This is a genomic window from Arthrobacter globiformis NBRC 12137, assembly GCF_000238915.1.
GTDB lineage: Bacteria > Actinomycetota > Actinomycetes > Actinomycetales > Micrococcaceae > Arthrobacter > Arthrobacter globiformis.
In genome coordinates this window covers 30,766-55,033 of sequence record NZ_BAEG01000012.1, presented here as the reverse complement: position 1 = coordinate 55,033, position 24,268 = coordinate 30,766, and the positions used below count along the sequence as shown (strand labels likewise).

General features: G+C 61.8%; 13 protein-coding genes. 3 read left to right on the top strand and 10 right to left on the bottom strand.

What is annotated here, in order from left to right; all coding sequences use genetic code 11:
• Positions 1–8 precede the first annotated feature (8 nt).
• A complete protein-coding gene (locus ARGLB_RS02030; RefSeq protein ID WP_003798329.1) occupies positions 9–356 on the top strand; it encodes a hypothetical protein in 348 nt (115 codons plus the stop codon).
• A 77-nt stretch (positions 357–433) separates the two neighbouring features.
• Here ARGLB_RS02030 and ARGLB_RS02025 read toward each other — a convergent pair whose 3' ends face one another.
• The 7 genes from ARGLB_RS02025 to ARGLB_RS01995 all read right to left on the bottom strand — a co-directional run bounded on the left by ARGLB_RS02025 (position 434) and on the right by ARGLB_RS01995 (position 9,303).
• Positions 434–697 carry a hypothetical protein gene (locus ARGLB_RS02025; RefSeq protein WP_003798327.1) on the bottom strand — a complete coding sequence of 88 codons (264 nt, stop codon included), beginning with the start codon at positions 695–697 and terminating at the stop codon, positions 434–436.
• A gap of 102 nt (positions 698–799) precedes the next feature.
• Entirely contained in the window at positions 800–2,227 is a 1,428-nt protein-coding gene (locus tag ARGLB_RS02020) for an aldehyde dehydrogenase family protein (protein ID WP_003798325.1), read from the bottom strand.
• A gap of 38 nt (positions 2,228–2,265) precedes the next feature.
• Positions 2,266–3,747 (bottom strand): alanine/glycine:cation symporter family protein, encoded by a 1,482-nt coding sequence (locus tag ARGLB_RS02015; protein ID WP_003798323.1) that lies wholly within the window; start codon positions 3,745–3,747, stop codon positions 2,266–2,268.
• Between the two features lie 3 nt (positions 3,748–3,750).
• Positions 3,751–4,644 carry a 4-hydroxy-tetrahydrodipicolinate synthase gene (dapA, locus tag ARGLB_RS02010; protein ID WP_003798321.1) on the bottom strand — a complete coding sequence of 298 codons (894 nt, stop codon included), beginning with the start codon at positions 4,642–4,644 and terminating at the stop codon, positions 3,751–3,753.
• A 75-nt stretch (positions 4,645–4,719) separates the two neighbouring features.
• Positions 4,720–6,105, bottom strand: coding sequence for a protoporphyrinogen/coproporphyrinogen oxidase (locus tag ARGLB_RS02005; RefSeq protein ID WP_003798319.1), 1,386 nt, complete (start codon positions 6,103–6,105; stop codon positions 4,720–4,722).
• A 515-nt stretch (positions 6,106–6,620) separates the two neighbouring features.
• Positions 6,621–7,949, bottom strand: coding sequence for an MFS transporter (locus tag ARGLB_RS02000; RefSeq protein WP_245531453.1), 1,329 nt, complete (start codon positions 7,947–7,949; stop codon positions 6,621–6,623).
• 676 nt (positions 7,950–8,625) lie between these two features.
• Positions 8,626–9,303, bottom strand: a complete 678-nt coding sequence (locus tag ARGLB_RS01995) for a DUF6308 family protein (RefSeq protein WP_003798315.1) — start codon at positions 9,301–9,303, stop codon at positions 8,626–8,628.
• 186 nt (positions 9,304–9,489) lie between these two features.
• Here ARGLB_RS01995 and ARGLB_RS01990 point away from each other — a divergent pair, with 186 nt between their 5' ends.
• Positions 9,490–12,492: a DEAD/DEAH box helicase gene (locus ARGLB_RS01990; RefSeq protein WP_175304941.1), complete on the top strand. Its 3,003-nt coding sequence runs from the start codon at positions 9,490–9,492 to the stop codon at positions 12,490–12,492.
• A gap of 405 nt (positions 12,493–12,897) precedes the next feature.
• On the opposite strand, the gene ARGLB_RS01985 is transcribed toward ARGLB_RS01990, so the two are convergent.
• From ARGLB_RS01985 to ARGLB_RS01975, 3 genes are all read right to left on the bottom strand, one after another.
• Positions 12,898–16,428 (bottom strand): hypothetical protein, encoded by a 3,531-nt coding sequence (locus ARGLB_RS01985; protein ID WP_139023220.1) that lies wholly within the window; start codon positions 16,426–16,428, stop codon positions 12,898–12,900.
• 232 nt (positions 16,429–16,660) lie between these two features.
• Entirely contained in the window at positions 16,661–19,819 is a 3,159-nt protein-coding gene (locus ARGLB_RS01980) for a hypothetical protein (protein ID WP_175304940.1), read from the bottom strand.
• A 569-nt stretch (positions 19,820–20,388) separates the two neighbouring features.
• Complete coding sequence (locus ARGLB_RS01975; RefSeq protein ID WP_003798306.1) at positions 20,389–21,357, bottom strand: site-specific integrase; 969 nt, start codon at positions 21,355–21,357, stop codon at positions 20,389–20,391.
• Between the two features lie 1,487 nt (positions 21,358–22,844).
• Between ARGLB_RS01975 and ARGLB_RS01965 the strand changes: the two genes are divergently transcribed.
• Entirely contained in the window at positions 22,845–24,245 is a 1,401-nt protein-coding gene (locus ARGLB_RS01965) for a hypothetical protein (protein WP_043417694.1), read from the top strand.
• The last annotated feature ends 23 nt before the right edge of the window (positions 24,246–24,268 follow it).

The window sequence follows — 24,268 nt, the reverse complement described above, 5'->3', positions numbered from 1 at the left end:
GGCACCCCATGGCTACGAAACTGAACCGCAAGGCGTTGGAGCATGCACGCAGTCTCCTTAAGAACGGGAAGGTGGAGCGGGACGTCCGTGATGACTGGAGCGAACACGCTCCCTCAGCGGGCGACGAGAATTCCTTCATCGATAAGCACGGCTTCGACGAGTTCTCGAAGTGGCACCTCGGCATTGACCGCGAGAAGTCCGAAGGCACCAAGAGCAGCGTGAGCTTCCCATTCGGGGACCTCAAGAAGGTCCACCGCTGCGCCATCATTTCGCTGGAGAGCCGGGCGGCACAGTACGACCACGACGACATCCGCAAGGCTGCCAAGGACCTGCTGGAAGAGATCGACGCGGACTGACCGCAGCGTAGCCCACACGACGGAAACCCCTCCGTCCCGGCGAGGCGCCGGGGCGGAGGGGTTTGCGGCCCTGAGGCTCAGCAGGTCAGGGCTTCACCGGCACGTGGATCAATGACCCGGGAATCCCGCTGGAAATAGACGTTGCCAGTGACGGCGAAGTCATATTCGTCCTGGGAATGGACCAGCCGGCGGGTGCCGACCTCGTCGGTCACCCAGATGATGTGACCGTCTTCAGTGCGGTCATCGATGACACCGCCCCAAAGAGTCAGCCCTCGGCGGCTGAAGGTAATAACGTCCCCCTGGGCGAGTGATAACCACTTCGCCGTGCGGCTGCTGTTCACAGTGCATCTTCCCTTTCCGGTTGCGCCCGAGACTGGTCTCAGCCGCGGTTGTACATGACGTGCTTCGTGCGGGAGAAGTCCTCCAGGGCATAGATGGAGAGGTCACGGCCGTAGCCGGAGCCCTTGAAGCCGCCCAGGGCATTCGTTGGCGATGACCAGGTGCGAATTGACCCAGACGGTGCCGAAGTCGAGCCGGCGGGGAACGGACAGCGAGCGGGCGGAGTTCGTGGTCCACACCGAGGCGGCAAGCCCGTAGACGGTTTCGTTGGACCGGGTGATGGCCTCCTCGTCGGTGCTGAAGGTCTCCACCGACACCACCGGGCCGAAGATCTCCGTGCTGGCGACCGGGGCACCGGCGGGCACGTCGGTGACCACGGTGGGTTCGATGAAGTAGCCCGGCCCCTCCAGCGCGTTGCCGCCGACGGCGATGGTCAGGCCGTCCTTGCGGATGTCCTCCAGTGCAGCCAGGACACGTTCGTAGTGGGCCCTGGAGATCATGGACCCCATCTCGACGTCGTCACCCGCACCGGGAGCGCCGACCGAAATCTCACTCACTTCCCGTACCAGCAGCTCCGTGAACTTCTCCGCGACGGACTCGTGGACCAGGACGCGGCACGCCGAACCGCATTCCTGCCCGCCGTTCCAGAACCCGGCGGAGCGTACGCCCTTGGCGGCCGCTTCCAGGTCGGCGTCCTCGAACACGACGACGGGTGCCTTGCCTCCCAGTTCCAGGTGCACCCGCTTGACGGTGGCGGCGGCGCTTTCGGCGACCTTCTGGCCGCTGCCGACGCTTCCGGTGATCGCGACGAGGTCGACGTCAGGGTGTTCGGAAATCCGGTTGCCCACCACACGGCCGGAGCCGGTGACGATGTTCAGGACACCGGCGGGAACGTCGTTGGCGATGAGTTCGGCCAGCTTGAGGGTGGTCAGCGGGGTCTGCTCCGACGGCTTGAGCACCAGGGTGTTGCCGGCGGCCAGGATCGGGGCAATCTTCCATGCGGCCATCAGCAGCGGGTAGTTCCAGGGCGTGATCACACCGACCACGCCTACGGGCTCGCGGAAGACCACCGAGGTGTGGTTCTCTGCATAGTCGTCCGCACCGAGCGTGGTGAAGGCACGCGCAGCACCGGCCGAGAACCTGAAGGTGTCAATCGCACTCGAGATGTCGTCCTCGGCCACAGCAGCGGGCTTGCCGGTGTTGGCAGCTTCGAGGGTTTCGAGCAGTTCGCGGTTGTCCTCAATGATGTCCGCGATGCGAAGCAGGACGGCGGACCTGTCCTTGGGAGTCTTCGCTGCCCACTCCGCCTTGGCCGCGACGGCGGCCGCGACCGCGGCGTCGGCGTCCTCAACCGATCCGGAGGGAACCTGCATGATGGTCTCCTCCGTGGCCGGATTCACCACATCGGCGGTGGAGTCCGACACGGGGCCGACGAACGCCCCGCCGATGAACTGGCCGAAAGGCGGAAGGGACGGCACCGGGGCGTCTCCGGTCCTGCGGACGGTGAACAATGCTGATTCTGTCGTGGTCATGGTTTTTCCTTCAGTCCTGTCTTAGCTAAGGGATGTGCCTACCGGACGGCGGCGGGCGACTTTTCGGTCTCGTGTTCCCAGAACTCGGCTCCTTCGATGCCCAGTGCCTTGGGATCGAAGGTGGGGTTCAGGCCCAGCTTCCGCTGGCGTTCGTAGTCGCGGTAGATCTTCCGGACCAGCGGGAACAGGAAGACCAGGCAGATGAGGTTGACCCAGGCGATCAGGCCAAGCCCGATGTCGCCGGCCGCCCAGACCAGCTGCGCGTTCACCACGGATCCGAAGAACACGATGGCCATGGTGCCGACCTTCAGTACGGTCTTCCACCCATGCCCGCTCTTCCCGTCCAGCAGGTAGAGGAGGTTGGAGTTCGCGACATAGAAGTAGGCCAGCAGGCAGGTGAAGCCGAAGAGCAGCACGGCGACTGCAATGAACCCGGCCCCCCAGCCCGGGACCAGCGTGTCGATGGCTTCCTGGACCCAGTTGGCGCCGACCGGCACGCCCGGCATGTTGTTGATGAGGTAACCGCCGGAACCGTCCGAGACGTTGTACTTGCCGGAAACGACCATCATCAGGCCGGTGGCCATGCAGATCAGCAGCACGTCGATGTAGATGCTGAAGGTCTGGACCAGGCCCTGCTTGCCCGGGTGTGAGGTGCGCGCTGCCGCGGCGGCGAACGTTGCTTCACCGAGACCGTTGGAGGAGGCGAAGACTGCCCGGCGGACGCCCCAGGCCACAGCAGCACCGGCAATGCCGCCAAGGACGGGGTGGATGCCCACCGCGGACTGGAAGATCAGGGCCACTGCGGCCGGAACGCTGCCGATATTGATGCCGATGACGGCCAGTGCCAGGAGCAGGTAGCCGATGGCGAGCACCGGGACCAGTGCCTGGGTGACCTTCACCAGGCGGGTGGTGCCGCCAAAGATGACCAGCGCTATCAGCACAGTTACGAACACGGCGGGGATCCAGCTGTCCAGGCCGAAAGCCAGTTTGGCGCTGGCCGCGATGGTGTTGACCTGCAGGCCCGGGAAGACGAACCCGTAACCGATGACACCCAGCACCGCGACGAGCGCCCCCACCTTGGGCAGCTTCAGGCCGTACTTGATGTAGTACGGCATGCCGCCGATGTCCTCGTTGGCGTTGCGGCGGTCCTCGTCCTGGACCTGGCGTTTGAACGTCTGGGACAGGGTCGCCTCCGCGTAGCCGACGGTGCAGCCGACCAGCCCCGTGACGGCCATCCAGACGAGGGCGCCCGGCCCGCCGGCGCTGACAGCAGTCGCCACACCGGCGATGCTGCCAACGCCGACCCGGCTGGCGAGGGCGAGGACGAGGGCCTGGAACGATGACAGGCCCCCGTCGCTGCCGCTTTCCTCCCGGAGCTGGCGCAGCATGTCGGGGATTCTCCTGAACTGCACGCCCTTGGTGGCAACCGAGTAGGCGACGCCGAGCCCGAGCACGACATAGGCCATGGGTGCCCAGATCGCGTCGGAAACACCCGACAGGAGCTCCTCGAAATCACCCATGCCTTATCCCACCGTCTGCTTGAGGGCAGAGAGAGCCTGCTCAACGCGGGCCAGGTCTTCGGCGTTGAGGTCGGCCGTCGGGCGACGGGGTGCGCCGGCCGGAAGGCCCTGCAGGGACAGGCCGGCTTTGACTGCCGGGATGAACGGCACGGAGAGGAGGGCGTCGATGACCGGGTACAGGTCGTTCCACAGTGCACGGGCGCCGGTGAGGTCGCCTTCGGCGATGAGGCGGCTGACGGCGACGATTTCGTTGGGGACGACGTTGGCGGTGCCGGCCATCACGCCCGCTGCACCCTCGGCAAGGGCGCTGTAGAGGTAGACGTCCCAGCCGATGAAGGTGCCAATGACGTCAGAGTGGTGGTGGATCAGCTGCAGCGCCTGTTCCCAGTTCGCGCTGGAGTCCTTGATGTACTTGATGTTGTCCACTTCTTCGGCCAGTGCACGGACCGTGGCCGGGTCCAGGTTGACGCCGGTGACGGCCGGGATGTTGTAGAGCATGACCGGGATGGTGACGGACCGGGCGACGTCCTTGATGTAGGTGACCGTTTCCTCAAGGGACAGCGGCTCGTAGTACGGCGTGATCAGCATGAGCACGTCAGCGCCGGCCTTCTCTGCCGCCTGCGACAGCCGGATAGCCTCGGCCGTCGAAGTAGCGCCGGTGTTGGCGATGACCGGGACGCGGCCGTTCGCCTGGTCGATGACCGTGGTGATGAGCAGCAGCCGCTCCTCGGAGGACAGGGCGCCGACCTCGCCCGTTGAACCGGCAGCCACAACGCCGTCGACACCGGCGTCGATGGAGCGGTCAACGATGCGCCGCAGGGTCTCGACGTCGAGGGTCTCGTCCTGGTTGAACGGGGTGGACAGTGCGGTCAGGACACCGCGGAGTTCGTTGGACATGAATGTTCCTCTTCTTAAGTACGGGGGTTTTAGTACGGATGGAAAACGTGGGTTGGGTTTTGGCAGTGGTCGTTGTTAGGCGACGATCGAGAGGCCGGACTGCGGCGGGGCCTGGCGGTGCGTGGCCAGCAGGCTGGCGGCCTCCTGCGCTGCCGAGAAGCCCGTGGTGATGGAGCTCTCGGTGTAGAGGGTTCCGAGGTAATCGCCAGCCAGGAATACGCGGTCGGTCCCGCGCATGAGGGTGGACTGGAGCTTGGCCCGGCCGGGGAAGCAGTAGGGGGACGCTACCTTCCAGCGGTCGGTCTTGGCCTCGACCACGCTGTCGGCGAACCCGTGGCCGAGGACCTGGTCGAGGTCGGTGAGGTGGGTCTTGATGACTTCCTCGTCACTCTTGTCCAGGAGGGCCTTACCGAGGCTGGCCGGTGAGAAGGTCATGAAGCTGCCGCCGGGTTTGCGTACGGATTCGGTGCCTCGGACGATGCTCGCCTGGTTCAGGGCGATCGCGAATGACCGCTTCGGCGCGGCGATGGCGTAGATGTCGTCCCACGGCCGCGCCGAGGTCTCGTTGGTCAGGAAGGCGGTGCTGACGTGCGGGCCGTACTTGATCTGGCTGAGCGCACCGCGCAGGTTCTCCGGCAGGTCCACGCCGACCTTGTGCGTGACGTCAGCCGTGGTGGCGAGGACAACGGTGCGGGCCTCAACTTCGTGGTCGGCTCCGCCCTGGCTGTAGCGGACGACGACGGATTCCTTCTTGTGAACGACCTCCTGCACGGTGGCGCCGAGCTGGACGCGGTCGCCGAGCGAGGCTGCGACCGATTCGGTCAGGGTTGACGGGCCGCCGACGATGCCCTGGCTGAGGCCCTGGCCGATACCCAGCACCAGGCTGAAGTATCCGATGCCGGCGCCGGCGGAGATCTCGTTCATGTCACCGGCCGAGCGGGTGACAGTGGTCTTGAACAGCGCGGCCGCGTCCTCGGACAGGTTTCCGATGAAGTCCTGGAACGAGCTGTCGTTCTCGAAGTCGTAGATGCGCTGCTGCCGCATCGCGCCGGACTCCCCCGCACGCTTCCGGACAACGCCCGTGTACTTGGCGACGCCGCTGACAACCTTCAGGCCGGCCCGCAGCGTGTCGATGCGGGACGACAGGGACATCGGGATCCGGAACGGATACGTGGCGATGTGCCCCTTGCGGATGAACTTCCCGTTCATTGACAACGCCTGGAGCGATCCCGGGATGTTGACGGCAGTCACGCCGACCTCGTTGAGCAGGGCATCAGTGGAAGATCCTGCGCCGGCAAAGACGTGCCCGCCCCAGTTCAACCAATAGGCACCCCGGCGCTCCGAGCGGATCCGTCCGCCGACGCGGTTCTCCGACTCCAGAACAACGGTGTCCCAGTGCCGAAGCCGCCATGCTGCCGACAGGCCAGCGAGTCCAGCGCCGACGATGACTACATCTTTCATGATTTTGAACTTTCTTACTCAGGGGATCCAGGGTGCCGGGGCTGCCGGTCCAGAAGACATCCGCCGGTGGGGAAGGTATGTGGTGGCAAAAGCCTGAACGCTTCTTCCTTGGCAGCGCACAGGCGGGTTTCGCCGGTTGTTGTAGCCGTAGTTGGCATGTGCGTCCCGGGAGCGGTGTGTGCCCCTAGTCACAAATTAAAGATACATCATTGTATGATTAATGCAATAGCTTTAATGGAGTCGCACGGGAGTGTTGCTGCGAACCAGAGTCCACGGGCCTCCGGCAGGTCGACCGACCTCGCCAAAACGACGTCGGCCGGTCACCTCACAAGGTGACCGGCCGACCTCGTACTTCCATCAACTCCCCCGAGCTTTAGTACGGCTGTTGGACTCTAAAGCGCTCGGAAGCCGCGACAACTGGACAAAAACTCCTCGCGAGCCTGTCCGGCGCCGACTTCGTTGAGCTATTGATGGACGGCCACAGGCGAAGCCGTCAAGTACGGGCAGCGCCGTCGTTAGTGCGCGTACCCTGCGGCCGCTTCCGTGAGCGTCTTGCCCTTCGTCTCCGGAGCCAGCCACTGCGAGAGCCCGGCACCGAGGAGGGCGACTCCGGCTGCGATCAGCATGGTCGGGCCGGCCCCGAGGGACTCCATCGACATTGGCAGGAGGAAGATGCCGATGCCCGCGCCGACGCGGCTGACAGCGGCCGCGAAGCCGGTTCCGATTCCCCGGATCTCGGTCGGGAGGACCTCTCCCGGGTAAACGTTCGTCAGCGTGTTGTAACCCGCATTGAAGAACGAGAAGACCAGGAAGAGGATGAGCACAACAAGCGCCCGCGCGCCGGCCCACAGGCCGATGATCGCGAGGACGACGGCGCACAGCCACTGCGGCGGAACGGTCAGCGTGCGGCGGCCGATCTTCTCGATCAGCAGGAACGTGACGACGACCCCGGCCAGGGCAACGGCGGAGAGCCCGACTCCACCGGCGAGTCCACCGGCGAGGCCGTACTGTTCCAACACGCTGTCGGCGAAGGTGGCGATGGCGAAGTACGGTGTCACGGCGCAGAACCAGAACGCCGAGATGAACAGCGTGGACCGCCAGTACTCCCTGGAGAACAGCATCCCGAAGCTGCCCTTGCGGACGTCCTCGTGCTGGACGTCGTCGAGCGCGTCATCGGGCATGTACCTCGCGGCGAGGGCTCGCGCCTCATCCTTGCGGCCCACGCTCCAGAGCCACCGAGGGGATTCCGGCATGCCGAGCCGGGCGAGGAAAATGGCCACGGCGATGAACGTGCTTGTACCCAGGATGAAGTGCCAGCTCAGATCGGTGTATTCATTGAGCAGGTGGCCGATCAGGAACGCGATCATGAAGCCGCCGTACCAGGCGATGCCGATGGCGGCCATCAGCTTTCCCCGCAGGTGGGTGGGTGAGAACTCGGCCATCAGCGGCCAGCCGACCGCGTATTCGGTGCCGATCGCGATGCCCATCAGCAACCGCACCACGATGAGCCACACCGGTGAGTCAACGAAAAACTGCATTCCCGACGCGATGGCGAACAGACCGATATCGAACATGAAAATCGGCTTACGGCCCCACCTGTCAGCGGCCAGGCCGCCGAGCGGTGATCCGATCAGGATGCCGATCAGAGCAGCCGCGGCGATCAGACCTTGCCAGAACGCATCGAGCTGCAGGTCCTCGGCCATCCGCCCCGACACCGGTCCGATGATGCCGAGGACATAGCCGTCCAGGACCATGCCGCCGATCAGCACGGTGACCATTCTGATCAGGAAGCGCCGTTTGCTGGCTGCCGAGGCCGGGCCCCGTTGGGCGGTTGGGTTCTTCATGGATGACATCGTCGTCACTCCTGGCGGGTTGGGGATATATGAGGTGATCTCTGGCCCCCGGGCGGGTTTCGCTGGCTGGTAGAGCCGTAAGGGGCGGCGCCCGGGAACGGGTGTGTTCCGAGTCACAACTTAAAGATACATCATTGTATGATTAATGCAATAGCTTTATGGGTCCTGAAGACAGCTGAGCATCGCTGGAGGATATTCCGAGGGGTTGGTCGTCGAGGCGAAAAGAAAACCGCTCCGACACTGGACTACTTCACAGTGTTAGAGCGGTTTTTTGTGAGCCCCCTGTCGGATTCGAACCGACGACCCCCGCTTTACAAACTGAGGTATCCCGGGTGTTCCCGGCGGTGGCCTGAAACGGTCCTGACCAGCAATTTTGCAACTATTGATGTCGGAATAGTACCCCGCACGTTCCCTGCAGTTCCCGTTTAAAGCGTGTCATAAACGTGTCGCGTCCACGGTGCACGACTGTATCCATCAACACTGCGCTAGAGCAGCGCCTGCCCACTAGTTTCATCGTCCCTTGCTACCGTCGAGTGGGAATATCGCAAAAGCGGGTACCGGTCGGGTACCCGACTCGGCGACGCATGCCACCAGCCCAGCACCTCCCGGGGGTGTGCAGCAATCGCGTGTACCTAGCCAATCGTCTTAGTGGCAGCGTTGTTGGAAGCTAATTTCGTCCCTTCTTGGGCGCCCGAACAACCTTCTCGTGGATTAGACGCCAGGTGACCATATCCATCGCCCGCAGTGGAGTGATAGCGGGTCCGGGTGCCATCGCTGCGATGGCTTCCCAGTGATCCATTCCGCCAACCAAGTCAGCCTGGACCTCCTGCAGCCAGGCAGACACCCAAGTTCTCCCTGGGCGTTTGCCCGGGGGCGGCGGAGCAACCCGGGGGGTCTCGCCCCGGTAGCTATAGGCACGCAGCACATACAGGTCGAACAACGGAAGAAGACCTGGCCGCTTGCGATGCAGCACCTTCGTCAGCTTCGTCAACTGCACCTGCGGTTGCGGATCATCCATGTGAGTGGCATAAAGGTTCGTGATAGCCGCCAGAGTCTCTGGGGAAGCTTCGTCAAGCGTTCCCTTGATGTCCCTATGGGTCAGCCTGTTGTTCATAACGTGCAATAGGTTCAGGAACCCGTAATAGGTCTGAAGCGGTTGTTGCCCGGCATTCAGGAGTCCGACCGCTGGAAGGTCCTGGTGTCCGACCTCACGAGAATCAGGCGTGCCCGGGTAGCCGTCGTAGGCAGGGTAAGACCAGCCGGGTTCGGTCAAGTAGCATCGAGCAAGTTCGTACGCGTGGTCGACCGAGGTCTGGAGGCCCCCGACCGTGAGCAGGTCAGTCATGAGCTGAGCATAGGCGTCCCGTTTCCCGAAACACCCGCTGACTCGCCAGGGCGGTGCTGCGCCGAGCCGATGTGCCGATGTTGATCGTCCGCCGGCGTTAAGGGCCGACCCGCCCGAATTTCCGGGGATTTGGCTCCACGGGCCCTAGGTTGGATACATGCAAGAACCGTCTGTGCTGGGTGGCCCGTGACCAGCTCGAAAGCCCTCTCTTCCAGTCTTTGGCCGCATCAAACGGCGGCCCTCGAAGTGATCGACGAATATCTCAACCAAGAGCAAGCGAGCGGCCAATCTGCACTGATCACTATGCCGACTGGGACTGGGAAGACGGCGGTTGTCGCTGCGGCGATCGAGAATGCATCTGCTGGCACAGGTCGTTCCGGTAAGCACTTCCTCGTCGTTGCACCGTGGCGAGGAATCCTGGGGCAGCTGAAACGAGATCTTGAGTACCGGGTTTGGGAACGGCTCAACGCACATCGTTCTGACAGCTTCCCGGTCATCTTGGAGTTGCCTACAACAAAGCAAATCAGCAAGTTGGCAGACGTCGAGGAGCCAACCGTCTTCGTAGCCACAACCGCGAAGCTTCTGAAGATCTACGAAGAATGCGACCGGGACGAAGTCCGAATGGCGGAGTTGTTTGCGGATATTAAAGCAGTCTTCGTTGATGAGGGCCACTACGAGCCAGCGCCGCGGTGGTCTACGGCCATCAGATCTCTCGGGTGTCCAACGATTCTCCTGACAGCCACGCCCTACCGGAACGATCAGAAATTCTTCAATGTCCATCCCTCTCACCGGTTCCGTTACTCGCATCAAAAGGCGGCCAGCGAGGGCTTCCTAAGATCTCCCCACTTTCGAACCTTGCCCGCATCCACCTCCGACATTTTCGTAAGCGAGCTAGTCGAGTTCGTAAGAGAGAAGATCGCGACTCATCCGGACACGAGGGTGATCATCCGCTGCGGCAACGCCGAGAGCATCCGCGACATCGTTGCTGCCCTGCGGAAGGCGGGACGCCAGGCCATAGGCATTCATGAAAAATTCGAAACGGACGAGAACGTCGGGCTTCTGCGATCCGTTCCCAACCCAGACAAATCGGAGGCAGACTATTGGGTTCATCAATTCAAACTCGTTGAGGGCGTAGACGACCCTAGATTCCGCATCCTCGCCTTCTACGATCGCCTTGGTACGGACCGGAGTACGATCCAACAGATCGGTCGAGTACTCAGAAATCCTACAAAAGACCCTGACGACAGCGCGGCCTGGGTAGTCGCACGAGACGGATTTGACGTCGAGGCGGTGTGGAGGAACTACGAAACCTTCGACGAGAAGGCCGGCGAGGCAGCCGCCACCACTCCAAGTCTCGCAAAGGACCTGCTCTCCGCTCAGCCGTCCAGTGTCTACTACGGTGGCAAGTTTCGCTCGTTGCTTGATCTTGAAGCGGACGACGCGTGGAAGCACTTTTCTTACCCGTTAGCCACCAGGGTTTTTCGCTCTGCTTCCGTGATGAACCTTGATGAGATCGCCGAACGAGTTTCGGAGGAATGGCAGGCCGAAGATCGAGAGGTCCTGAGGTGGCAATACCCCGACGACCGCACCATAGTCCTGCCGTTTATCGACGTAAGCAACTCGATGTTCCTCCGCACGGGGCTTTTCATAGAGGCGACGTTCGGCTTCACAGTCCTTCGCGTCAAGGACGCGCATGTCTTCGTGTTCGATACCGAGGGCCGCACACCAATGCTAATGACGGATGCCTTCAGCCGCGAGACGCCGATGCGGCTGTCGCGGCTGCTGGCCGGTGATTCCCTCCTCACGACTGTCTCTATGGATAACACCGACCTGAGCAAGCGGTCGATTCGGGCCAAGACTATCCGGGCGGCCGCCATCGGTGACCTAGCGCCAGATCTGACCGACTATGCCTACATCTGCTCGGTGGCCGAGGGGTATCCTCAGGTGAGAAGCGACGGCAAAAAGTTCCGCCGCTACCTCGGCCTCAGTCGATCGCGTGTTCGTGACAGCCGCAGCGCGGAGCGGACCTTTGCTGAATACGCGGCATGGATTGACGAACTGTCGTTGACACTCGAGGACGACGCTCACCAACCTACTTCTACGTTCCATCGCTATGCCCGTTCATCAGACGACCCGTCGGACAAGTCGCCCACCCACATCCTGCTTGACGTCGACGTGGAGCGCTTCGAACGCCAACTGGAGGGCGGCTCATCCGAGCAGCTGCGCCTCGACGACTACGCGAACGACGTGATCAACGGGCAGACAACACTTGAGGTCAACGGCGAGACGTTCACCGCCCGCGTCGCCTGGCAAGAAGACCGCGGGCGCTACGAGTTCAGCTGTCCGAAGCTCGCCCAGATGGACTTCAGAGATCGTTCTGCCCCACAGCGGGAGCTGACCAGGGTCATTAATGCAGAACAACTGCTTCGCGTTGTCCCGGCCGAGCAAGGCTTCATGTATGCAAACGGGAGCTTCGTACAACCAATGCGTCCCGACCAAGACACCAAGCGGTTCTGGCTGCTCGACGTTCTCACTGCTGTTGACCCGCTAGCTTCCGCAAGCAGTGAAAAAGGACGTCCTCGAAGCGACGGCAATTGGGACGCCGACTCGGTTTTCGGCCTTATTGATCAACTCGCGACGAGAGCTCCGATCGGAACAAGCCCAGAAATGACAAAGTACTTTCCTAACCTTGACATGCTGCTATGCGCGGATTTGGGCGCCGAGATAGCGGACTTCATCGCCGTCCAGCCGGATCGGATCGCATTCCTACATGCGAAGGCCGGCAAGGGATCCAAGCTCTCGGCATCTGCCTTGCATGAGATCGTTTCTCAGGCAGTGAAAAATCTCCTCTGGCTGCAACCGATCAATGCCGACGTCCCTCAGGTTGGCTACTGGGGGCAGGATTGGACGTTGACGATGAAGGGGAGCCAACATGTGGCCAAGAGACTTCGGGTTGGACGCTTCAGCAATGGCCAGGAGATGTGGTCGCACGCACGTTCAGTCATTACAAACCCCAATGCGGACCGGGAGGTCTGGCTCGTACTCGGAGCGGCGATGAGCGAGTCAGCGCTGCGCGCCGCCGTCGAAAATCCAACACCCCAACTCATACAGATCTACTCCCTCCTACAGACTGCCTGGAGTGCAGTCTCCCAGGTGGGTGGCCGGCTGCGCGTCTTCTGCTCGCCCTAATGGACGCGGACAATTCCTCCTCCGTGCTTCGCCCTACCATCCCCGTGAAATATCTGCACATCTCGGCCCGTTCGTCCCGCCGTCACTGTAAGCCAAGTGCATGAGCCATGGTCTCTTGTTGGCAGGATGCGGCGTCCCGGCAATCAGATGCATCCGACAGGAAGCCCGATGAACCGCGCCGTCATTGACGTCCACGATCCTCCCCCGGCGAAACAAGGAACTCGCCAAGGGGAGACCCTTTCGGGTGGCGCGGGCAGGCGGCTGACACCAATTGGCGCCGGGTCTTCGGGTCGTCGGTAGAATCGGTTCATGGCTGATCCAGCCGTCGTGGACATCCACGGCAGGTATTGCCAGATCTCCAATCCGCTGATGCCTTGGGGAGCTGGCCGGACCGGCGGGAGCATCTTAGTGTTGCCGCAGCACAGCGACCGACGCGTCCAAGTCGATGTAGCCCCGTTCGCCAAGCTCGTGCATAAAGGCGGTGGCTTCCGCGCCGATCTCGGGGTCAACGCTGCTGAGGGCAGAGGCAATAATCTGTGGGACTGCGTGCTCGATCAGCATGTATTGGTCTCCGCGACTTTCGACTGCGCCGGCAACAAGAGTCCGAACAATGCAGAGAACAGGTCCCGGATACTGCTTTGAGGCTTCGGCGAGCTGCTCATGGATCAAGCCACCGATGTCGGGTCTGGGAGACAGGACGAGAGCCTGGTTGAGCCGGGGGACCCACCATCCGGCAGAAAACTTGCCGCTTTTGACGTACCAGAAGAAATCTTTCAATTCTTTTGCCGTTGAGGGCTTCTCCTCCACTTTGGCGGCACGCCAATCCCAGAGATCACCGGCCTTTTTCAGAATGTCCGCTCCAACAGAATCGGCTTCCATGAGCTGCCAGCCAATGTGCCCCAGCACATCACCCCGAAGATCCACGCTGGCCTGTTCAAAGAACAGGTGCATGAGCTCGTCGTCTTTGCCTATTCCCCCAACGATGTAAGCATGGACGATCCAATCACCGATAAGTCGTTCAGGACTTCGGCTGTTGGCCCATCCGACTGCAAGGGGTTGCCCTCGCATGAGGGCCGCAGCAATTGGTCCGCGCAGCACCTCTAGTAACTTCGGATGGAAATTATGAGTGGCGAGCGCTGTTGAGAGGGCAACCTGATGACGGGAGGTCTGGCCACCGTCTCCTCCGAAGATCCGCGAAGCGTTTGCCAGTAGCCAAGGCTGCGCGTGGGTGAACAGGACTGCTACCGATTCTCCAAAGACGGCTGCGACCGCACCATGTGGATCGTCGCGTCCGAGGAGCTCGTCAAGAGACTTGATGACAGGACCGTCCTCGGCATTGAAGCCATTCCAGCCTGTCAGGGCCACCAGTGCCCGAACGGCCCGGGGAAGTGTCCGGTTCACCGAGAGCGTGAAAGCGTCCATGTCGCCAGTGGCAGTCGTCAAGTAATCGGTTCGAAGTTGCTGATCACCGGCCATGCTCAGGATCGTAGGAGCAAGGATCATCACATCCGAAAGCGGGGGCACCGAGTGGCCTGCGCGCTTCTGAAGCATCGTTACGGTCAGGCGGACTGCAGCATCTTTGGCCGCCGAGTAGTCTCGGTCGTCGTCGAATTCGCGTCCTTCTGGTTGGAATGGCAACCTATCAGGTAGCTCCACTGTTCGCTGAATTATCGCCACAACCTGGGGCCAAGGTAGCTCGTGTCCAGCAGCGCATGCGTTCTCCCACCCCCGAAGGACTGCCCGTAGGTATGTTGGCCTAAGAGAGAGAATGTCGTTGGTGAGTCCATCGAAAAGATCCGCCCGGTCCGTGACCACGGCCGTAAGTTCGCGCCCTTGACCCTCGTGCGAGGGACCATGCCATTGCTGCGGATCCGGGTGCCACGTTTCGAGGTGGCGCAGGAGGTCTTGGGCGGCCATGGCGGCTATGTCATTTTGACCCAAAACGCTTTCCGGCCCGCTCCAAGAGGTCATGGCGAAATCGGGAGAGCACGGATTCTCAATCACACCGAACTGCTGGTCTAGATCCTGAAGTTGCTCGCCCAATGTCGCTGGTAGTGCGTCCTTGCCTACGGTCGATAGAAGGCGATGACGCCAACGAGCAGTGTAGGATTTCGCCTCTGTGTCTATGTCAAGGCTGTCGTCCAGCTGAACAGCAAGTCGCTCCTTTAACCGCTCGAGAGAGCCCAGCGGACCGCGCTCGAGTGTCACCACTAACGGCAGTAGCTTTTCGGGACCGAGTGCTGCTGCTGTGGCCCTGAGGAAAGCCGCGAACTCGATCCGGAACTCCGGCAGCCCGAACTCTGGCCTGTCGATAAGAGGGTGCACCGCGGAGACAAGCGTTTCCCTCGAACCTGGTTCAGCGTTTCTGAGGGCTTCGGCAGTAACAAACAAGCAGATGCGGTTCACCAATGACAGCTTGCTGCGCATGAGGGCTGCCACCGTTTGCGTTGGGGCAACCGCCATTTGCCTCATTGCGGCATTGCGTATGGCATCAATCAACGCCGTTTCGACCCCAGGTGGGCCTGCTTGCCGAGCCCCGATCTCCGCGCGCCCTATGTAACTGAAGTCGGTACCGGTTTCGTCGTCGAATTTACCAGTGACTTTTTCGTATGCCTCGAGCCAAAGGACGAGGGTTCCAAGGCGTCTGTCGCCGAGAGCCTCAGCAATCCTAGGCAGCGATTCCTCGTACCAGTAGTCTTCAAGGCCAACCCCACAGTCCGAAGCCTCCGCTGTGAGAGCCTTCAACTTCTTGGGCTGGAAGAGCGCCGTGGCGAACTTCATGCCCAGCTTGTGCTGGCCGTCTATCAGGAGCTTCTCGGTCATCGTGACCAAATGGCGAGGGTCAGTGCGCCAGCCGAAGTTGTTGTGACCCCACTGGCGAAAGGCAACAGCCAGGCTTACTGCGACCTCGGCCGGAACTGTGGCAGCAATCTCGACTAGTCCTCGTCTCACCCAAGAGTTCTTGCTGACAGCGAGCGTGAGTCCAACATCTACAACCTCTCGAGGAACTGCTTGCGCCATGCGGACCAGGAAGTCCATTTCCGGCCACGGCTCCTCACGGACGTTGCCTTCGTTGTCCATTCGTGGCTCCGGCGGGTTCCTGAAGGCACCTTCATCTGCCAAAGGAGTTACCCATAGGGGATTTTGCAGACCGCGGTAGAAAACACGCCTTAGAGGGAGGGAGCCAATTCTAGTCAGTAGGTTGCGGACCACTGTCCTTTCCGGGGATACGTACCGAACCGACTCGCCATGTTCTTGATCACCAGCGGGTCGGTTTGCCTCGGCCAGTAAATCATCAAGAAGCCGACGGTTATCGAAAAACTTAGTCAACCGAATCGCAAGTGTTGCCTCGATAGCTTCGAGGTGCTCCAGGATCTGCTCGTTGGTCGGTATGGTCCGTTCGTCTTGGCCAACGTGATTGTCGAGGTGGGTGAAGTCCATAAAAAACTTCCGCGCGGCGCGCCACCTTTCGTAAGCTGGCCCCCTAGCAGTTCTGGCTCGAGCCACAACTACGGCATCACGCTCTTGGGCACGTCCAGTCTCCTGTTCTACGGCATGGATTATTCGTCGCAAGGATTCGTAGAGCGGGCGTGGGATCGGAATTAGTTCGATGCGCTCCCCTGAAACGGCAGTCGTCAGGTCTGTGACCTTTGTCAGGACATCGGAATGCTTCTCGGCTAGCACCTGCAGCTGTTTGAGCAATTGCGACGATTTTGGCGATACTGGGTCGAGCATATCCGGAACATCCGCAAGAACGTCCGGGAGACGATTCATAAGCTCCCGAACACAGTGGCCGATCAATGAGGCACGAGCCAAAGATTCATCGGCTTGCGGGTCTTCGTCAACGAGGCGAATAAGACGCCGGTAAAGCCCGGCCAGCCGTGGACTCACGTCTAGGAGCTGATCGTTCAACGCCTGACGTTCTGGGTTGAACAATGGACTAGGCTCACTTGCCAATGGATGTCCCCTTGGTTACGCACCGGCTAGCCGGATAAATTCTGCTCGAAACTACACATTATCCTCATGCTCAGAGTGGCAGTTGCCCCAATGTTCCGCCGCGGAATTGTCTCCTGCGGCATCCCACATCGGGATGCCGCAGCCGACAGCTGGCGGTAACGTTTGGCGTGGAGGGCGAAACGTCGGCAGCGCCCTCCAAGACGAGGTTTGGCTAGTCCTGCCCTTCCTCCTGGGTGAGCTCTTGCGGGAGAGGTCCTCGATCGAGGAGACGCGAGACCGCGACAGGAATACCTTCGAATCTGGTGCCTGTCTTGGTCTTGTAGCCGTAAACGTTCAAGGGCGTACCTGTGGTGCTCTTGAACGGCCGCTTGACATCCGCAGCGAGCCCTTCGTCCCAGATGCCTGACCAAGCGGCGCTCGGGCCCTGCCCGTGTTTGACCAGCGAGGGGTAGGCCTTTTTGGCGGCGTCGAATGCTGTGACCTTGTCGAACAGGACGACCTTCTGCCGCTTGACAGTCACGACAGTGCCGATGGACTCCCCGGCGGATCGCAGGGAACCGTCTGGGCCTCCGGCAACCCAGCCAAGACGGTGGTTCGTCATGGCCTCCGACTGCTCTGTGCCTTCAATCGGAGCCCTTGACGGGTCGTCGCCGGAGATTACGTGTGCCTTCCCGGACGAAAGCAACGCCGCCAGCGCCGTGAGCAAGGAGACACCTGGGGCTTCCTCCTGGTTGTTGGTATGGGCATCAGTGACGAGCTGGATGACGCTCATGCTCATGGGGCTGTTGACCCGGAACTGCTTGGCGAACTCCGACCCCATGTCGAGTTCCCGGGAGAGGTTTTCCAAGATGAAGAATGTCAGCAGCACATCGGCGGCCAGCGTTGAAGTGCGCTCCAGTGAGCCGGATGTTGCACCGTTTTCCTTCATCAGACTACTGATCTGGTGCTTCAGCTGGCTTCGTCCCCCCTCCATGGCCGACACGAACGCCGCCCAGCCGCCAGGATGCCTCGTTGCCGCGAAGCGGATGTACTTGATCATTTGCGCGGTGAAGCGTGCCGGCGTGCCGTGATCACGCGCGATGTCGTTCAGAGCGTCGGTGGGGCCTTTATCCTTATTGAGCTTGCCCTGGCCGAGGTACAGCGGAATGAGGCGTTCCTTTGCCGAAGGGGTGCTCAGCTCGTTCTCAGCGGTCAGGATCAGCTGGGTCATAGGCTTGTTCGCTTTCTTGCTCGTCATGTCTGCATTCATGCGCAGCTTGGAAGCGTTGTTAAAGATCGCCCTGGTGATGTCGGCCAGCTTGGCGTCTTCCTGCTCAGCTTGACGTCTCAGTGCCGAGGGTGCCAAGTCATCGATCACCCAGATCGGGGTGCGGGCAACGGCGTTTTCCATGGCGGCGGCGGTGTCCTTAGCGGAGCCAGGAAGTTCCTCGTGCCAGTCGCCGCGGTGGCGGGCCCAGAAATGCATCATGCACTCAGCAGTCCAGCTCTTGCCCTTGCCTTTGGGTCCCCACACGTAAATGGTGGCCTTGGGACGGATCGGGATTGCCGGGCGCAGGGCGCCGGCCAGGACGACGGTAGCGGTCGCCAGGTCCGTCCACGCCTTGGCGTGGATGTAGGTGTCCATGACCGCGTGGAAGTTGTTTCGCACCTCCTCGCGGAAGGCCGGGTCCTCGTAGTCGCCGGCCAGGTTGTCCCCGACGCCGTACTTCCGAGCCGATTCAATTTCCCTGTCAGTAATACCCGGTACCGCAGTTCCGCGCGAGTCTTCGGATCCGATGATTTGATCACCGACGAGGAAGACCGGGTCGCCGTCTTCGACGGGGACCCATCCCATCTGCATCCACCGTGTTTTGAAGCTGGCCTCGTCTGGGCGGTGTCGCTTGACTGCCTTCAGCCAGTTGGCGCCCCTGTCGCCCCGCGGAGGCCATTCCGGGTGCAACAGCAGCTCACGGGGAAGGCTGGCCTTCTGACGGTGCCAGTCTTCGGGCTTGTAGCTGAGCATCGTTTCAGGTCCGCTGACGATGACCGAGCGGTCCTGGCCGTTCAGGTGCCAAGAGATCTCGATTTCGACGTGCGCGTCGTCGATGTCCTCGGACTTGACGTTCGGGTCGAAGACGCCGGTCTTGAGTTCCTGGTCGGTGGGCTGCCGCCTCGTCTCCATGGCCAGCACGCGGCCGCCGAGGTCGACGCGTCGGTCCCAGCGGTAGGCCTCGATGGTTCCGCCTGCACCGGTCCGCAGGGGCACGCATTCCTCCACGAACTGTCCGTTGCTGCTGACCCGCCAGGCACCCGGCCGGTCTTCCTCGTTCTTCGCAGGAGCGTCCGGCATGACGTCGTCCAGCAGGGCGATCAGGGCTGCCCAGTTGCCAGATCTGGCCAAGAAGTCATCGACACCGGCTTTTGCCATGGACCCGTCGTCACCGGAGGTGACTTCCGGGTTCAGGTAGAGGATTTCGGACATCCGGGATTTCTCGGACAGCTGGGCGGAGAGCTTGTTTGCGGCGGCATGCACGGCAGGGTTGACAGAGATGTCGGCGTCGAACGCGATCCAGCCGATACGGTCTTTAAGCGCGATTTCGCGCCAGTCCACCGCGTTGCCGGAGGCGTTGTAGACACCACCGATGGAGACGATCAGGACACGCTCGTCGTGCGGGATCCGTTCGAGCAGTTCACGCAGCTTTGCTACCGGGTTCTCGACGCCTTCGGAGCGGAGCTCCGAGTACGAGATACCGTTGTGTACCAGATACGCGGACAATGCGGAGTCGCCCTTGAGCATTCCTTCGGCGAACATGACCACCGGGGTGGTGTCGACCCATTCGGTCGGGATGGCCGGGTGCAGGTCCAGCGGGGTGCCGACGTTGGCGACGAACTCGTACTTCAGCGGCTTGCCGGCGTCGTTGTTCTCAGGGAATTCCGGGCGGACCTGATAAGTGTGCGGGACCGGCCGCTCATTCTCACGCTTGGCCTTCACAATGCCAGCGAGGGAGTACCACGGCATGACCATGCCATCTTTACCAGGGGCTGAGAGTGTCCGCTTGAAGCGTTTGCCCTGGCTGGAGTTCCCGACGACCTGCATCTTGCGGGCCATCTCCGCATAGTTGGTCTTATCGATGCGGGTGTAGCCGCGGGCGGCCGCGACGAGCGGAGCGACGCCGGAATCCTTCAGCTTGAAGGCGCCGGAGCCGGTGATGCTGGCAGCGTAGTCGGACGCCTCCCACGGCGGCAGTCCCGTTTCTGCGGGGGAATTCTCTTTCGTTCTTCTCGGTCTTCTTTGATCCTCGGGGATGGTGATGGCGGGTTCCGGCATGGCCGGTACCGGCTTAGCCACGTCGCGGGAATCCTGGGCAATGAGTACTATCGGTTGGTTCACAGCTGTCCCTATGCGCCAACTTTGCCGACGGCCAACAATGGGCCGTCAGCCACGGGCGATGACGGCTCGTAGGCGCACGGCTGCATTGAGGAAGGCGAGCATACTCATCTTCGAGGCGGGCGACCCCTGTCGGATGTGCCGTCAGGCCGAAAACATCACCTCTCTACCTTCCGTTGCACCTTTTCGACCCACGTTGGACCAAGGGGTCTAGGCCAGAAGTCCGGACGGATACAGGCAACGGAGTCTAAATCATAACTATTTAGACCTTTAGACCAATTAAAGAAGGAGAGAATAGTTCCGCTTGTACTTTCTTCAATCGGACAGAGGGCAGAGAAAGAACAGGGGCCAGCATTGTTGCTGGGCGCCATGTGGTCTAAACGGTCGAAACCGGAGCCAGGCTCGTTGAGAAGGGCTCTGCCCCGCGCGTTCATGGCTTTGACGGGTTTCGACCGCACTGTCAAAGACACCGACAACAAGGGTGCTGGCGTCGAACACATGCCGAACTAGGACTCCTGTGTCGGGGCGGCGGGCTGGTTATGGCTGAGAACCAAGGCACTTTCATGCACCGATCAAAGTCCGAGGGAACCGCTGCTTGAGTCCCGCAGGACTTCCGCCGGCCGGACGTAGCGGGCGAGGGTGGCAAGATTCTTGTGCCGCGTGGTCCGGGCCAACCGATCCGATGGCACCCCCTTCTCGGCGGCCGTGGTGGCGTGGCCTGCCCGCAGACTATGTCCGCTGATGCGCAGATCGTCAAAGCCTGCGGCCGAAGAGCGCTCCTTTAGGATTTGGTTGACCGACTCGCCGGTCAACATTTGTCTTGTCACCCTCCGATCAGACCAGGCGATGCGCTGGAAGAGTGGGTCCTCGTCCTGTATCCCGCTGGCGGTGATCCAGTCCCGCAATGCGAACAACGGATCGCTTAGTTTCACCTTCCCGCGCAGTATGCCGACGACGACGCCCTTGCCTTCCTGGTCTCCCTTGCTGCGGCTAAGGGTGAGGACCACACCGTCCGTTCTGAACGCCAGGTCCCGCACCGACAAGTTCGCCAGCTCGGAGCGGCGAAGGGCTCCGGCGAATCCCAGCAGGATCAGGGCCGTATCCCTCTTGCCGCGCAGAGACTCTCGGTCGATGCAGTCAATGATTCGGCGGAGCTCGTCCGTACTCAACGGGTGCGCCTGCATCCGCGGCGCAGAGCCCTGCTGCCGTTTGAGTCCCTTCAGGACGAGCTCAACCCCGGGGTTGGTTGTCGGATCCAGGTGCGCGCTGTCTCGGTGCGCGGCGCGGATCGCGGCACGGGCCGTGTCGAGCGTTGACACCGACCGGCCTTCCTTGGCGCGTTCTGTCAGGTAGGCGGCGACGGTTCCGGCTGCGGCGGGAAGCGCCGGGAACCCGTAGTGCTCGCACCATGAGGCCCAATGGCGCCAAGCAGAGGCGTAAGCCCGCTGTGTGTTCTTGGACCGGGCAGCCCTGACCGCCTTGCTGATGTCTTCGATCTGGACCGCGGTGAGACTGCCCTGTACTGCCCGAAGTTCTGTCATGAGTTGCACTCCGGGGTTTGGTGGCCCAACCCGAACCCCGCCTGGTGAAACTTAGCGCAGGTTTCGGCACTTCCGCTAAGTGTCCTTATCAGTTGTTCCGAGCTCCTGCGGTCGCAGAGATCAGTCCGTATTGTCATGGCCGTGAGTTTCTTTTGGTCAGCGCCCAGAGCATTGTGGCTCGGTCCTCCACCGGGGTCATCACGAACGCTTGAACAACAAAACCGACGGGCGGCCTTTCCGTTCCCATTGAAAGCTCCTCAAGGCAATCCGCATAGTCAAGCATTGTTTCCTTGGGGTTCCGGTCCCCAGGGCAAATGGCTGCGAGGAAGTCGTCCACCCACGTCCTCGCCGCCACCAGGTTAATGGCCCGACTCACTGTCTCGGAAAAGGTGTACCCGTCGTCCCGATCTCCAAGGATGCAGTCCTGGTGATCGCAAACCCACGAGACACTGTGGGCCAGTGCGTCCTCAAGGCGCAGAGCTACAGCAGCAAGGAATAACAGGTCCTCCAACTCGTCCTCTAACAACGAAAAGGGCGACCTCCGGAGGGCGAATGTGGACCGTGCTATTGACTCTCGGCTGTAGCGGTACTCATGCTCCAAGTGGTCCTCCCTCTATGTCGTCTGCCCACTATGTGTAGGGGAGGTTGGATGTGCGTCACCGCGTGAGGCCGGCCGCGCATGAGCTCAGCGGAGCCGCCATGGGCACGATGGATGACTTGGTCGCACGCTGGCAGTGGATGTCGGGCGGGATGGGCCGGCGATAGCCGAGACACCGAGAGGAGTCCCAGCTGCCCAACCGAGGGTCATATAAAGGAGGCAGGGCTCTTGCAAGCCCCGCCCAAGCTCTGGCCACTGTCGGATCGAAGAACTAAACCCACTCGCTCGTCGATCCCTACCAGCTTCCCCGCCGTGTTTTTCAAGGAGGCGACGCCGCACACAACGCTGACATTTGCGCGCGAGGCGGGGGGCCACGCGTGTCTCAACGCGGGTCACGTCGCGCGCCCTCCACCCGCAAACCTCCGAGCACTTCGGGAAATACGTTGCCGTTGCTTCACCACCTTCTCGTAGCGCGCACGCCAGGCCGCGCACCACATAGTGCAGCGGGCCCTCCTCTATCGTTAGCAACTCCGTAGCGAACACGACCGGTCTGACTGGGACGCCCCGAGGGACAGCATCTGGAAGTAAGGGAAACGGCGGGTTGGTCTTGGGTCCCAGTTCGGGGGATTTGCGGCATTTAGGAACCGCATTCCTGACAAGAAAATAGCTGCGAATCCGCGACGCTCCTCAGCGGAGAGACTTGCGGCCGGCGTCTACGCATGTTCCTTGTTATGAGAAACCAGTTGCGGCAGAAGCCGTCACCATCGAACAGATCCCCGCGAACGGACCAAGGATCACATGTGCAGGAAATTCCCACGTTCCCCGGCGTCTGTAGAAGAGCCGTCCACCATGTCGGTTCATCCGTGGGCATCACCGGCAGGTGCTCTCAATGAGCGCGCAGCACCCGCGCCGGAAGACACCCGAAAGCATCCACGCAGCGATGCTACCTTCCGCCTGCACCCTGGACGCCGTCAGCACCGCCCAGCGCGTCGACCCGTACTGGGATGAGCTCTGGGTGCCGGGCAGTCAGGCCAACTGGACCACCGCACATGCCGAGAGGTACTACCGTGACCATGGAGCCGCACCGGGTGTCCCGCAGCGCCTCCTCATGGAACAAGATGAATACCTCCCTCTCCTGACGACAAATCGCGGCCGGGTCAACCGTCAGAACGCGTGGTCCGTCACACATGCCTACCGCACCGTCACTGCAGAACAACTCGCCGCGTTCACTGGATGCCGGACGTTCCTTGACTACCGGAGCGCACCCCTAGCCGCTTCCTTCGCCAGCGACCTCATCGACTTCGGCTGGTTCCCGGTTCCCCGGCGGTACGCGGGCATCAAGCCAGGTCGGAACATCCTTTACCGGCCGGCAGCCACGGAGGTCTACAAGCTGCTTATCGAGCCGACCCTGACCGGCCCCGAGTCGCTGACCGTGACCGGCGGCCAGCCTTGGTCCTCCGGCGGGCAATACGATAGGCACAACGTCTTGGCAGCCGAAGTAGCGCTCAGAGCTGCCGAGGTCTTGCCCATCGGGACTGTCCTAGGCGAAACCTTCGCCTCCGTGGACCTGCTCCTGGGCGGCGGACTCGGCAAGACTGCGAAGAAACCGGACAACCGCCGCGCCGACGGCGTAATCGTGCGCACGGATGGGCTACGGATCGCCTACGAGATCACGGCCACAGCATCACGAGGCCTGGAGAGCAAGGTCCGGCGGTGGGCCCAGGCCCTCGCGGCGCATCCGCTCGAAACGTCGGGGCTGGTCGTAGTCTTCATCGCAGCCCCGCACCCCGACCGCAAAGACGGTAAGAATCCACTCACGGCGCTCCGCAACGCGATCAGTGACGTCCTCCGCGAGTTTCCAGGGACAGGCAGCGACTCACCGGCGGCACGCATCGGAGTAGCTTCGTGGCCCGACTATTTTCCTGCCCGCCACGAGATCAGCGAGCTCTTCTTCCGTCTCGAAGCGGACTTCGCTGTTGGCCAGGGACGCGGTGCCGACAAATGGGTTCCACGCGGCCTTCTCGATGAACAAAAATTCGAGCCGTGGAAGACCTTCGATGCAACGGCCATCATCGACAACGCACCTCTGCTCGGAGCGACACCCCATTGGCTGCGCGAAGCAAGGAAGGATTACACACCCATCATCGGCAGCCCCATGGACAGGGCAGGCGTATCCGTTCCGCACCCGGCACCTGCCAAGCCAAACCTGACGAAAGGCCGAGCACTCGGGGCTGGCGTAGGTTCAGCAGAAGATACGCTGCTCCCCAGGAGACTTCGAATCATCGGTTGACGCCGGTTGGCGTCGGGGGCCGG

What these genes read in the sequence shown, in the direction of transcription:
- ARGLB_RS01995 (WP_003798315.1), bottom strand. Translation starts at nt 9,303, where the DNA reads ATGACTGACCTGCTCACGGTCGGGGGCCTCCAGACCTCGGTCGACCAC.
- ARGLB_RS01965 (WP_043417694.1), top strand. Translation starts at nt 22,845, where the DNA reads ATGAGCGCGCAGCACCCGCGCCGGAAGACACCCGAAAGCATCCACGCA.
- ARGLB_RS02020 (WP_003798325.1), bottom strand. Translation starts at nt 2,227, where the DNA reads ATGACCACGACAGAATCAGCATTGTTCACCGTCCGCAGGACCGGAGAC.
- ARGLB_RS01975 (WP_003798306.1), bottom strand. Translation starts at nt 21,357, where the DNA reads ATGACAGAACTTCGGGCAGTACAGGGCAGTCTCACCGCGGTCCAGATC.
- ARGLB_RS02015 (WP_003798323.1), bottom strand. Translation starts at nt 3,747, where the DNA reads ATGGGTGATTTCGAGGAGCTCCTGTCGGGTGTTTCCGACGCGATCTGG.
- ARGLB_RS02005 (WP_003798319.1), bottom strand. Translation starts at nt 6,105, where the DNA reads ATGAAAGATGTAGTCATCGTCGGCGCTGGACTCGCTGGCCTGTCGGCA.
- ARGLB_RS02030 (WP_003798329.1), top strand. Translation starts at nt 9, where the DNA reads ATGGCTACGAAACTGAACCGCAAGGCGTTGGAGCATGCACGCAGTCTC.
- ARGLB_RS02000 (WP_245531453.1), bottom strand. Translation starts at nt 7,949, where the DNA reads ATGAAGAACCCAACCGCCCAACGGGGCCCGGCCTCGGCAGCCAGCAAA.
- dapA (WP_003798321.1), bottom strand. Translation starts at nt 4,644, where the DNA reads ATGTCCAACGAACTCCGCGGTGTCCTGACCGCACTGTCCACCCCGTTC.